Annotated in this window: 8 protein-coding genes; all 8 read left to right on the forward strand. The window is 69.0% G+C overall.

What is annotated here, in order from left to right; all coding sequences use genetic code 11:
• The first annotated feature begins 92 nt into the window (after positions 1–92).
• The 8 genes from AC3A6M_RS05300 (at position 93) to AC3A6M_RS05335 (ending at position 12,502) form a co-directional block, all read left to right on the forward strand.
• Positions 93–2,489, forward strand: a complete 2,397-nt coding sequence (locus AC3A6M_RS05300; protein WP_487851674.1) for a DUF1631 family protein — start codon at positions 93–95, stop codon at positions 2,487–2,489.
• A gap of 69 nt (positions 2,490–2,558) precedes the next feature.
• Positions 2,559–3,287: a phosphatase PAP2 family protein gene (locus AC3A6M_RS05305; protein ID WP_487851675.1), complete on the forward strand. Its 729-nt coding sequence runs from the start codon at positions 2,559–2,561 to the stop codon at positions 3,285–3,287.
• A gap of 170 nt (positions 3,288–3,457) precedes the next feature.
• Entirely contained in the window at positions 3,458–6,982 is a 3,525-nt protein-coding gene (gene smc / locus AC3A6M_RS05310) for a chromosome segregation protein SMC (protein ID WP_487851676.1), read from the forward strand.
• Complete coding sequence (locus tag AC3A6M_RS05315) at positions 6,979–8,208, forward strand: cell division protein ZipA C-terminal FtsZ-binding domain-containing protein (RefSeq protein ID WP_487851677.1); 1,230 nt, start codon at positions 6,979–6,981, stop codon at positions 8,206–8,208. The genes smc and AC3A6M_RS05315 overlap by 4 nt, the downstream gene beginning before the upstream one ends.
• A 9-nt stretch (positions 8,209–8,217) precedes the next feature.
• Complete coding sequence (ligA, locus tag AC3A6M_RS05320) at positions 8,218–10,569, forward strand: NAD-dependent DNA ligase LigA (RefSeq protein ID WP_487851678.1); 2,352 nt, start codon at positions 8,218–8,220, stop codon at positions 10,567–10,569.
• An 18-nt stretch (positions 10,570–10,587) separates the two neighbouring features.
• Positions 10,588–11,484 (forward strand): UTP--glucose-1-phosphate uridylyltransferase GalU, encoded by an 897-nt coding sequence (gene galU / locus AC3A6M_RS05325; protein ID WP_487851679.1) that lies wholly within the window; start codon positions 10,588–10,590, stop codon positions 11,482–11,484.
• Positions 11,481–12,017: a peptide deformylase gene (gene def, locus AC3A6M_RS05330; RefSeq protein ID WP_487851680.1), complete on the forward strand. Its 537-nt coding sequence runs from the start codon at positions 11,481–11,483 to the stop codon at positions 12,015–12,017. The genes galU and def overlap by 4 nt, the downstream gene beginning before the upstream one ends.
• A 32-nt stretch (positions 12,018–12,049) precedes the next feature.
• Entirely contained in the window at positions 12,050–12,502 is a 453-nt protein-coding gene (locus AC3A6M_RS05335; protein WP_487851740.1) for a hypothetical protein, read from the forward strand.
• Positions 12,503–12,506: the final 4 nt, after the last annotated feature.

Here is a 12,506-nt window from a genome sequence, read left to right on the forward strand (position 1 = left end):
CCGGGTCGGTCTTCAGAATGCGGTTGCTACGAGGCAATTGTGTGCCACAATAGCATCTGGCTAGCCCAAGCACCCATCAATCACAGCCCATCATGTCATCGAGCCGAACCCGGAGCCCGGCAGCGCGCCAGGCCGCCTCGCAGCAGGCGACGCTGGATTCGCTCGCCGGTATCGCGGCAGAGCGGTTCAAGGAGCAGCTGGCGCCGATGATCGACCGCTTCGGCGCCGCCCTGGCGGACGTCGGCCAGCCGGGCATCGACGCACGCGAGGTCTACCGGCGCATGCGCTCGGCCAGGCTGCTCAAGGAAAACAGCTACGCCTACGTGCACCTGGCCGGCACCGGCATCGAAGCGGCGCTGCGCCGGGAGCTCGAACGCCTGCAGCCGCAGGGCGCCACGGGCCAGGCCGCGCCGGCGGCGCTCAGCCTGGTGCCGCTCGAAGTCATGGACAGCAAGGTCGCTTTCGGCGCCATCACCCGGCCCTTCGACATCCAGCATTCGGAACAGCTGGCGACCCTGTCGGTCCGTCTCGGCCTGTTGCTGGGCAAGGGCGTGCTGCGCGCCGACGCCAATCCCTTCCGTCCCGAAGTCTTCCTGAAAACCCTCGACGACGGCTGGCGCGAATTCGAGCCGGAAGAAGAGTCGCACGACCTGGTGCTGGGACTGCTGCGGCCCGGACTGGTGTGCGATTTCGCGCCGCTGTACGACGCCCTGGTCGAGGCGCTGGCCCGCAAGGACGGCCAGCCCGGCTCGGTCGAGGCGCTGCGCATCCAGAAGACCGACGACGCGGCGGCGGCGCGGGCGGCGCGCGCCAGCGGCAAGGCCGCGCTGGCCGAGCAGCTGCGCAAGCTGTTCGGGGACGGCGAAGCCCCGGTCGATGTGCCGCTGATTCCCGAACTGCCCGAGATGCCGCAAGGGGCGGGCGGCTGGCGGCCCAGCGCGGCGGCCGGGTTTGCATCGGCGCCGCAGGCGGGCGCCGCCGGGGCGGTCGCGCCCGGAGTCCGGGTGGCGGCCGGGTTCGCGCCAGCGGGTGGCATTGGCGCCGCGCCGGCCGGTAGCACCGCCGCCGCGCCCGCCGACGGCAGTACCGCCGCGCCTGTCGCCGGGATTGCCGACGCCACGCCCATCTCTGCGCCGGGTCCGGCGCAACACGCTGACTTGCTGGTTCCCGGCCAGGCCGCGCCGCTGCTGGAGCTGCTGGCCCGCATCGAACCGTCCCTGCATGCCCGGGAGCCTGTCCAGGCAGGTCCCGCGGCAACCGGCGCGCCGTCGCAGGAGGTGTTCTACCTGCCGCGCTTTGCCCGGAGCCTGCCCAAGGGCAGCCTGTCGCGCGGCGACGAAAGCACGCTGGGCCTGCTGTCGCGGGTGTTCGAGACCGTGCTGCTGGACCACAGCATTCCGCCGCAGACGCGCGAGCTGCTGCGCGTGCTGCAGATGCCGGTGCTGAAGGCGGCCCTGCTCGACAAGAACTTCTTCTTCGAGGAAGCGCACCCGGCGCGGCGCCTGGTCGACCTGATGTCGCGCATGGGCTGGGAGCAGCGCAAGGACGCGGACGATCCGCTGTTCCAGGCGATGCAGCGCAGCGTCGAGCGTGCCGGCCAGGCCCGGCCCGAGGCCTTCGCCGAGGCGGTGGCCGAGCTCGAAGCCGGCATCGCGGCCGAGGAAAGCGCCCAGGACCAGGCCCTGGCCGGTCCGGTGGCCAGCGCCCTGAAGCAGGAAAAGATGCAGGTCGCTGCCCGCGCCGCGCGCGATGCCGTGCTGCTGCGCGTGCAGGCCGGCGACGTCGGCCAGGTGGTCGGCGGCTTCCTCGAGCAGCGCTGGACCACGGTCATGACCTTCGCCTACAGCATCGAAGAGGACAAGCCGGGCGCGGTCGGCAACGCCACCCGCGCGATGGACGACCTGATCTGGAGCGTCAGGCCGAAGCCGACCCAGGAGCAGCGCAAGGCCCTGATCGGCAAGCTGCCGCGCCTGCTGACCACGCTGAACAAGTGGCTCGACGCGATCAAGTGGCAGGACGCCGAGCGCCTGCAATTCTTTGCCCGCCTGGCCGAATGCCATGCCTCGATCGTGCGCGCGCCGATCGAACTGTCGTCCGAGCGCCAGCTTGAACTGGCGGTCGAGGCGGCCCAGCAGGACGCACTGCGCCGGGTCGAGCTGGAGCAGCTGGCTTCCGAGCAGGAGGCCGCGCGCCGGCAGGCGATCTCGCCGGTGGATGGCCTGGAGCGCGGGATGTGGTTCGAATTCCGCATGCAGGACGGCGCGCGCAAGGTCAAGCTGGCCTGGGTCAGCCCGCTGCGCACCCTGTTCATCTTTTCCGGCGCCGGACGGCGCGAAGCCTTCTCGCTGTCGGCCGAAAAATTCGCCGAACTGCTGCACGCCGGCACCGCGCGCGTGCTGGCCATCGATGGCGTGGTGGGACAGGTGCTGTCGGAGGCGATGGGGCAGGGGGCGGTCAACGATGCGGCGCCGAAGGCCGCTGCCGCCTGAGCGACGGTGCGAGGGTGAGCGCGATTCCTGCGGTATAGTCGAGCCGCCAGCAACCCCGACAATACCGACATGATCTGGTGGTCCCACCTCTCGGCCCTGGGCGGCCTGAACGTCACCGCGCTCCTCGCACTGGCCATCGCCGCCTGGCTGGTCGGCGCGCACTGCTGGCGCCTGGCGCTGGCGTGGTGCCTGCTGTTCGGCGGGGCGCTGGCGGTGGCGGCGGCCAGCCAGGTCGCCTTCCTCGGCTGGGGCCTTGGCGTGCGGGCGCTGGACTTCACCGGCTTTTCCGGCCACGCCACGCGCGCCGCGGCCGTGTTCCCGGTGGCGCTGTTCCTGCTGGCCGAAAGGCGGGGACGGCGCCGCGCGGAACGGCGCAGCGCCAGCCGGCCGGACGGCCAGCCGGACCGGCGCCGCGAAGGCTGGCTGCACGGCGCCGTGCTGCTCGGGGCGCTGCTGGCCGCGGCGGTGGCTGTCGCGCGCGTCAAGGTCCACGCCCACTCGGCCAGCGAAGCCGCGGCGGGCTGCCTGCTGGGCCTGGCCGCGGCCGCCCTGTTCGTCGCGCGCTCCCGCGCCGCGCGCGACCGCACGCCCCAGCCATTGCTGCTCGGGCTGCTGGCGGCGACCATCCTGCTGCCGCGCGCCGATCCGGCGAATTCCCACCAATGGCTGACGGTGGCGGCCCTCAAGCTGTCCGGCAATGACCGGGTCTGGCTGCGCAACGGCTGGCAGCCGGCCCGGGCGCCCTACGTGCCGCCGTGCGCTCCGGCGAAGCGCCGTTTCGGGGTGCTCTGCACCTGATTGACCCGCAGGCATTGGTCGCCAAGGCGCCAGCGGGTCGTCGGACAGGCGCCTCCCCGGTCCGTTGACCGACCACTTTGGCGCGCAAAGCGGGCCAAATCTTGGCCGTAAAGCAAGGAACAGGTGGTATGATGCAGCTTTTGACAGATACCCCTCCACCCTGAGCAAACGTGCGTCTATCCTCCATCAAATTGTCGGGATTTAAGTCTTTCGTCGATCCCACCAATTTCCAGGTGCCGGGGCAACTGGTTGGCGTGGTCGGCCCGAACGGATGCGGCAAGTCGAACATCATCGATGCCGTACGCTGGGTGCTGGGCGAATCGAAGGCCTCGGAACTGCGCGGCGAGTCGATGCAGGACGTGATCTTCAACGGCTCGACTTACCGCAAGCCGGCCGGGCGCGCCTCGGTCGAGCTGGTGTTCGACAACAGCGCCGGCAAGGCGGCCGGGCAGTGGGGCCAGTACGGCGAGATCGCCGTCAAGCGCACCCTCACGCGCGACGGCACCTCGACGTACTACATCAACGGCCAGCCGGTGCGCCGGCGCGACATCCAGGACATCTTCCTCGGCACCGGCCTGGGCCCGCGCGCCTACGCCATCATCGGCCAGGGCATGATCTCGCGGATCATCGAATCGCGCCCCGAGGAACTGCGCGTGTTCCTGGAAGAGGCGGCCGGCGTCTCCAAGTACAAGGAGCGGCGCCGCGAGACCGAGAACCGGCTGTCCGACACGCGCGAGAACCTGGTGCGGGTGGAGGACATCCTGCGCGAGCTGAACGCCAACCTCGAAAAGCTGGAAGCCCAGGCGGCCGTCGCCAACCGCTTCCACCAGCTACAGGCCGACCAGGAAGAAAAGCAGAAGCTGCTCTGGCTGCTGCGCAAGAACGAGGCCAAGGCCGAGCAGGCGCGCTGGTTCCTCGAGATGGAACAGGCCCAGACCGGCCTCGAAGAACAGAACGCGAAGATGCGCCACCTGGAGCTGGAACTGGAGCGGATGCGCCAGGCGCACTACGCCCTAGGGGACCGCCTGCACGCCGCCCAGGGTGAGCTGTACCAGACCAATTCCGAGATCGGCAGCCTGGAGGCGCAGATCAAGTTCGTGGTCGAGTCGCGCACCCGGCTGCAGAACCAGATCGGCACGCTCACCGCCCAGCGCGAACAGTGGCTGAACCAGGCCAGCGAGACCCAGGAACAGATCGAGGAAGCGGAATTCCGGCTCGAAGAACTGGCGGCCCGCGTCGAGGGCGCGCAGATCGCGGTGGAAGCGCAGAACGAGCGCCTGCCGGAGCTGGACGCCGCCTGGCGCGCCGCCCAGGAACGGGCGACGGAGTCGCGCGCCCGCATCATGCAGGTCCAGCAGCGCATCGAGCTGTCGTCGGCGCACCAGCGCAATGCCTCCAACATTCTTGCCACGCTGGCGACGCGCCGCGAGCGCCTGCAGCAGGAGCGCGGCAACCTGAACCTGCCGGACGCCGGCCACCTCGACAACCTCCGTATGCAACTGGAGGAAAAACAGGTGGCGCTTGAAGAGTACACGCTGCTGCTGGAAGAAGCCGCCAGCCGCCAGGAGTCCAGCGAGCAGGAACGGCGCGAGGCGCATGCCTTGGTCGCGCAGGAGAGCGCCGCGAATGCCAAGCTGGAGGCGCGCCTGTCGGCGCTGCGCCAGCTGCAGGACCGGGTCCAGACCCAGGGCAAGGTCCAGCCCTGGCTGCAGAAGCACGAACTCGACAGGCTGCCGCGCCTGTGGCAGAAGCTCGACATCGAGGCCGGCTGGGAGACCGCGCTGGAATCGGTCCTGCGCGAGCGTACCGGCGCCCTCGAAATCTCGAACCTGGACTGGGCGCGCGGGTTCTTCGGCGATGCGCCGCCGGCCCGCATGGCGCTGTACACGCCGTCGAGCGGGGCCGGCGCTCCTATCGAACACCACGGCCTGAAACCCTTCGCCAGCCTGCTCAAGCTGAACGACCCGGGCCTGCGCGGCCTGCTCGACGACTGGCTGCACGAAGTCTACGTGGCGGACGACCCGGGCACTGCCCTGGCCCAGCGCGAGCGCCTTCCGTCCGGCGGCTGTTTCGTCACGCCGCATGGCCACATCGTCAGCCGCTCCAGCGTGCGCTTCTATGCCGCCGACGCCGAGCAGGACGGGGTGCTGGCGCGCCAGCATGAAATCGACAATACGGCCAAGCAGCTGCGCGCCCAGGCCCTGCTCCTGGACGAGGCGCGCACCCGCGCGACCCGCGCCGACGCAGCCGTGTCCGACTTGCAGCGCCGCCTGCAGGAAGGCCGCCAGAAAGTCGCCACCCTGCAGCGCGAAACCCACGCCCTGCAGATCGAGGTGGTCAAGCAGGCCGAGGTCGAGGCCCGCTTCAACCAGCGCAGCGGCCAGATCTCCGCCGACCTCGACGAAATCGCGGCCCAGGAATCCGAGCAGCGGCAGGCCAAGATGGAAGCCGAGGCGCAGTTCGAAGAGCTGGACATGGAACTGGCCGAGCTGCAGGGATCGCACGAGGATGGCCAGGTCGCGTTCCAGGAAAAGGAGCGCGCCCTGAACGAGGCGCGCGAAAAACTGCGCGAGCTGGAACGCGCGGCCCAGGAAGCGGTGTTCGCCGAGAAGACCCAGCGCACCCGTATCGAGGAACTGCGGCGCACCATCGCCACCGCCAACCAGCAGGCGGCCCAGGTCCTGGAAAGCATCGGCGCCGGGAAAATGGAACTCGAGGCGCTGGAATCGGGCACCGCCGCCGAAGGCCTGCAGGAACTGCTGGCGCGCCGCACCGCCCAGGAACAGGCGCTGTCCGACGCGCGGCACGAACTGGACCAGTTGACCCAGCAGCTGCGCAGCGCCGAGGAAGCGCGCATGGCGGCCGAACGCAGCCTGCAGCCGCAGCGCGAGCGCATCACCGAGATGCAGCTGAAGGAGCAGGCCGCGCGCCTGAACCAGGAACAGTTTGCCGAAGCCCTGAACGCCACCGGCGCCGACGAAGCCGAGCTGTCGCAGAAGCTGAACCCGGAGATGAAGCCGCAATACCTGCAGGGCGAGGTGACGCGCCTGGCGAATGCGATTTCCGCGCTCGGCGCGGTGAACCTGGCGGCGGTCGAGGAACTGGCCCAGGCCACGGAGCGCAAGCGCTTCCTCGACTCGCAGTACGCCGACCTGCAGGAAGCGATCGCCACGCTGGAGGGGGCGATCGCGCGCATCGACCGCGAATCGCGCGACCTGCTGCAGGACACCTTCGACCGCGTCAACGAGAATTTCTCGGAACTGTTCCCGATCCTGTTCGGCGGCGGCACGGCCAAGCTGGTGATGACCGGCGAAGAGATCCTCGACGCCGGCGTGCAGGTGATGGCCCAGCCGCCGGGCAAGAAGAACGCCACGATCCACCTGCTGTCCGGCGGGGAAAAGGCGCTGACCGCGACCGCGCTGGTGTTCTCGATGTTCCGTTTGAATCCCGCGCCGTTCTGCCTGCTCGACGAGGTGGACGCGCCCCTGGACGACGCCAATACCGAGCGCTTCTGCCGCATGGTGAAGCGCATGTCCGACCATACCCAATTCCTCTTCATCTCGCACAACAAGATCGCGATGGAGATGGCCAACCAACTGATCGGTGTGACGATGCAGGAGCAGGGCGTATCGCGCATCGTGGCGGTGGACATGGAGTCCGCCGCGAATTTCGCTACTGAGGCACAAGCAGCATGACTGATTTCCAAATGAGCCTGATCGCGGCCGGCGGCGTCTTCGTCGTTGGCGTCATTAGTTACAACAAGTGGCAGGAGTACAAGGCCCGCAAGAGCGTCGAGCGCGCTTTCGCGTCGAGCCATGACGACGTGCTGATGAAGAGCGGGGCCGCGCCCGCTGCGCCTGTCGAAGCCGCCGCGGCCGACCGCCAGGAACCGGTGCTGGACGCCAACGCCGACGCGCCGTTCGCCGAACTGTCCGGCGCCGACGCGCTGGCCGAGCCGGTCGTGCATGCGCCGCCGCCGGAGCCGAGCGGCGTGGCCGTCGGCGGCGGTGCGCCCGGCGTGCCGTCGGCCGGCGCCGCATCCGGGGCCGCGATGGCGGCCCTCGACCCGCTGGCCGGCCTGCCGGGCGCCAGGCCGGACACCTCGCCGGCCCAGCTGGCCGAGAACCTGGTCGATCCGCTGATCGATTGCCTGATCCCGCTGAACATCGAAGGCGCCCTGCGCGGCGACAAGATCCTGCCTGCGCTGCTGAAGCTGCGCCGGGTCGGCAACAAGCCGGTGCATTTCGTCGGCCTGGCCGTGAACGGCGACTGGGAGCCGATCGTGCACGGCGGCGTCTACACCAAGCTGCAGGCCGGCGTGCAGCTGGCCACCCGCACCACGGCCCTGAACGAACTCGAATACTCGGAGATGGTCACGCGCCTGCGCGCGGTGGCCGACGAGATCGGCGCCGAGCCGGAAGTGCCGGACATGATCGAGGTGATGAGCGAGGCGAAGAACCTGCACCGCTTCGTCGCCGGCCACGACGCCCAGCTGGGCGTGAACCTGGCCTCGAAAGGCGCGCCGTGGGCGATGTCGACCCTGATCGGCGCGCTCGAAAACCAGGGCTTCGACGTGCGCCCGGACGGCCGTTTCGCGATGCCGGACAAGGAAGGCAATGCAGGCGCGGTCCTGTTCACGCTGTCGACCAACGTCAACCTGGGCGCCGACACCACCTCGCGCCTGACCCTGCTGCTCGACGTGCCCTGCGTCGCTCCTGCGCATGACGGCTTCGGCAAGATGGTCGCCTGCGCCAAGTCGCTGGAACAGCGCCTGGACGCCGCCATCGTCGACGACTTCGACCAGCCGCTGTCGGACCAGGCGCTGGACGAGATCGCCGGCCAGGTGCGCGAGTTCTACCAGGAGATGGAAGCGGCCGACATCCCGGCCGGTTCGACCCGCGCGCTGCGCCTGTTCAGCTAAGAGGCGTCCATGGCTGAACAGCACGACTACCTCGAGCGCATGGCATGGCTGGTCAAGGAGCTGAACCACCACATCTATAACTACCACGTACTCGACGCGCCGACCATTCCGGACGCCGAGTACGACAAACTGTTCCGCGAGCTGCAGGAGCTCGAGGCGGCGCATCCGGAAGCGGTATCCAACGACACGCCGACCTCGCGCGTGGGTGGCGCGCCGATCCCCGAGTTCAAGCAGGTGACGCATGCGATGCCGATGCTGTCGCTGAACAACGGCTTCAGCGACGAGGACATCGACAACTTCGACCGCCGCGTGCGCGACGGCCTCGATGTCGGCCGGGGTACCCAGGTCGAGTATGCGGCCGAGCTGAAGTTCGACGGCCTGGCGATCAGCCTGCGCTACGAGAACGGCGTGTTCGTGCAGGCCGCCACCCGCGGCGACGGCTACACCGGCGAAGACGTCTCGGCGAACATCCGCACCATCAAGGTGATCCCGCTGCGCCTGCAGGGCAACGACATTCCGGACGTGCTCGAAGTGCGCGGCGAGGTCCTGATGTTCAAGCAGGACTTCGAGCGCCTGAACCAGCGCCAGCGCGACGCCGGCCAGAAGGAATTCGCGAACCCGCGCAACGCCGCCGCCGGCAGCCTGCGCCAGCTCGACGCCCGCATCACCGCCCAGCGCAAGCTGCGCTTCTTCGCCTACGGCATCGGCGTGCTGGAAGGCGCGGAGATGCCCGATTCGCACTCGAAGGTGCTGGACTGGTTCGAGCGCCTCGGCCTGCCGGTATCGAAGGAACGCGCCGTGGTCCGCGGCTGCGAAGGCATCCTCGCTTACTTCCGTTCGATCGGCGAGAAGCGCAAGTCGCTGCCCTACGAAATCGACGGCGTGGTCTACAAGGTCGACCGCATCGCCGACCAGGCCAGGCTCGGCTTCGTCTCGCGCGCGCCGCGTTTCGCGCTGGCGCACAAGTTCCCGGCCGAGGAAGCGCTGACGACGGTGCAGGCGATCGACGTGCAGGTCGGCCGTACCGGCGCGATCACGCCGGTGGCGCGCCTGACGCCGGTATCGGTCGGCGGCGTGACGGTCACCAACGCCACCCTGCACAACGAAGACGAAGTGCGCCGCAAGGACGTGCGCGTGGGCGATACCGTGATCGTGCGGCGCGCCGGCGACGTGATCCCGGAAGTGCTGGCGGTGGTGCTGGAGCGCCGTCCGCAGCCGGAACCGATGGTCTACACCCTGCCGCAGACCTGCCCGGTGTGCGGTTCGCACGTGGTGCGCGAAGAGGGCGAGGCGGTGGCGCGCTGCTCCGGCGGCCTGACCTGCGCGGCCCAGCGCAAGGAAGCGATCCGCCACTTCGCCGGCCGCCGCATGATGGACATCGAAGGCCTGGGCGACCGCTACATCGACAGCCTCGTCGAGTGCGACCTGATCCACGGCGTGGCCGACCTGTACCGCCTGACGCTCGACGACTTGCTGAAGATGAAGCGCCTGGCCGACGAGCGCGACGGCACCACGCCCGAGACAGTCAAGCAGGGCAAGGTCGCGACCAAGTGGGCCGACAACCTGCTGGCCGCGATCGCCGCCAGCAAGCGTCCGCCGCTCGAACGCCTGCTGTTCGCGCTCGGCATCCGCCACGTGGGCGAATCGACCGCCAAGACCCTGGCCGACTGGCTGGGCAGCCTGGCGCTGGTGCGCCGTGCGCCGGCCGCGCTGCTGCGCGTATTGCCGGATATCGGCGGCACCGTGGCCGAGGCGATCGCCGAATTCTTTGCCGAGCCGAAGAACCAGCAGGCGCTCGATGCGCTGCTGGCCGCCGGCGTCGCACCGCAGGGCGAGCATGCGCCCCGGGCCCAGCTGCGCGAGCGCCTCGACGAGGTCAAGCTGCTGGCCGCGCTCGACATCCCGAAACTGACCGAGCCGCGCGCGCGCCAGCTGCTGGCGGACGGCCGCACGCTGGACGAGCTGGGCCACCTGAAGATCTTCAGCGTGTTCGGCCTGCCGGACAGCATCGTCGCCGCGCTGGAGGAATGGATGGCGGCGCCGGGCAGGCGCGAGACGGTGCAGCAGCTCGCCGACTTGCGCCGCGAGTTGCTGGCGCTGCTGCCGGAAGAAGCCCCGGCCGGCGACGAAGGCCCGCTGGCCGGCAAGACCTTCGTGCTGACCGGGACCCTGCCCACCATGTCGCGCGACCAGGCCGGCGCCCTGATCGAGGCGGCCGGCGGCAAGGTCTCGGGCTCGGTGTCGAAGAAGACCTCCTACGTGGTGGCCGGCGCCGAGGCGGGCAGCAAGCTGGAGAAGGCCGAAAGCCTGGGCGTGACCGTGCTCGACGAAGCCGGCCTGCTGGCGCTGCTCCCCAAATAAGAAGATTGGAGTAACACGATGAGTGCAATCAAGAAGGCCGTCTTCCCGGTCGCCGGCCTGGGCAGCCGCTTCCTGCCGGCCACCAAGGCCCAGCCGAAGGAGATGCTGCCGATCGTCGACAAGCCGCTGATCCAGTACGCGGTCGAGGAGGCGGTGGCCGCCGGCGTGACCGAGATGATCTTCATCACCGGCCGCAACAAGCGCGCGATCGAAGACCATTTCGACAAGGCCTACGAACTCGAGGCCGAGCTGGAGGCGCACGGCAAGGAAGAACTCCTGAAGCTGGTGCGCGGCGTGATCCCGAAGAGCGTCAATTGCATCTACATCCGCCAGTCCGAGCCGCTGGGCCTGGGCCACGCCGTGCTGTGCGCGCGCCCGGTGGTCGGCAACGAGCCGTTCGCGGTGCTGCTGGCCGACGACTTCATGGACAGCGCGCCCGGCCACAAGCCGGTGCTGGCCCAGATGACCGACCTGTACGCCTACGAGAAGTGCAGCGTGCTGGCGGTGCAGGAGGTGCCGCGCGCGAACACCCGCCAGTACGGCATCGTCAGCGCCAGCGCCTACCGGCCCGACCTCGAACTGGTCTCGGGCATCGTCGAGAAGCCGCAGCCCGACGAGGCGCCATCGACCCTGGCCGTGGTCGGCCGCTACGTGCTGTCCGGCGCGATCTTCGATCACCTGGCCACCATCGGCGCGGGCGCCGGCGGCGAGATCCAGCTCACCGACGGGATCGCCGCGCTGATGAACGAGGAGCGCGTGCTGGCCTACCGCTACGCCGGCCAGCGCTATGATTGCGGTTCCAAGCTCGGTTACCTGAAGGCGACCACGGCGATGGGCCTGAAGCATCCGGAAACCGCCGCCGGCTTCGCCGGGTTCCTGGCAGAATTGCGGGCCGAGACAGGGGAGGGAACATGACGATCCGCGACATCCTGAAGATGGGCGATCCGCGCCTGCTGCGCGTCGCCGAGCCGGTGAAGGAACTCGACACCCCGGAACTGCACGCGCTGGTCAGGGACATGTTCGAGACCATGCACGCGGTGAACGGCGCCGGCCTGGCCGCGCCGCAGATCGGCGTCAACCTGCAGCTGGTGATCTTCGGCTTCGGCAGCAACCAGCGTTATCCGGACGCGCCGGCGGTGCCGGAAACGGTGCTGATCAACCCGGTCCTGAAACCGCTGTCCGACGAGATGGAAGAGGGCTTCGAAGGCTGCCTGTCGGTGCCGGGCCTGCGCGGCAGCGTGCCCCGTCATATGCGTTTGCACTATGAAGGCGTCGATCAATATGGAAATCCTATCAGTCGCGACGTCGACGGTTTCCATGCGCGCGTGGTGCAGCACGAGGTCGACCACCTGCTGGGCATCCTCTACCCGATGCGCATCAAGGACTTTTCCCGCTTTGGCTTTACCGAAGTCATGTTCCCCCATCTCGATCCGAAAGCAGACGATTGAACAAGCAATACCTGATCGTGCTGGCCGCCTGCATGGCGCTCGCACCCCTGGCCGGCGCCGACGAGCTGTTCACGAAAATCGACGCCGCGCCAAAAAGCGAATTCTGGATCGACAGCGGCTTCGCCACCTGGCACTTCGACCGCGACAAGGACCTCAACGGCGGCAACCGCGGCCTGGCGGCGGAGTACCGCTTCTCGGGCACCATGTCGGCCGCCGCGGGCCGCTTCTATAACAGCGACCGCGCATACTCGAACTACGCCGGCGTGATCTGGCAGCCGTACGCGCTGGGACCGGTGCGCCTGGGCGCGGCGATCGCCGCCTTCGACGGCTATCCGCACATGCGCGACGGCGGCTGGTTCCCGGCCGTGATTCCGACCGTGACCTACGAATACCAGCGCGTGGGCGTCAACGTCGGCATCATCCCGACCTACAAGGACCGGCTGTACGGCGGCATTTCGGTGCAGTTGAAGCTCAGGCTGTTTTGAGCCC

The organism is Telluria sp. Soil_C_11, from assembly GCF_057657395.1.

Coding starts and splice junctions, on each gene's coding strand:
- AC3A6M_RS05300 (WP_487851674.1), top strand. CDS start 93: ATGTCATCGAGCCGAACCCGGAGCCCGGCAGCGCGCCAGGCCGCCTCG.
- AC3A6M_RS05305 (WP_487851675.1), top strand. CDS start 2,559: ATGATCTGGTGGTCCCACCTCTCGGCCCTGGGCGGCCTGAACGTCACC.
- AC3A6M_RS05315 (WP_487851677.1), top strand. CDS start 6,979: ATGACTGATTTCCAAATGAGCCTGATCGCGGCCGGCGGCGTCTTCGTC.
- ligA (WP_487851678.1), top strand. CDS start 8,218: ATGGCTGAACAGCACGACTACCTCGAGCGCATGGCATGGCTGGTCAAG.
- galU (WP_487851679.1), top strand. CDS start 10,588: ATGAGTGCAATCAAGAAGGCCGTCTTCCCGGTCGCCGGCCTGGGCAGC.
- def (WP_487851680.1), top strand. CDS start 11,481: ATGACGATCCGCGACATCCTGAAGATGGGCGATCCGCGCCTGCTGCGC.
- AC3A6M_RS05335 (WP_487851740.1), top strand. CDS start 12,050: ATGGCGCTCGCACCCCTGGCCGGCGCCGACGAGCTGTTCACGAAAATC.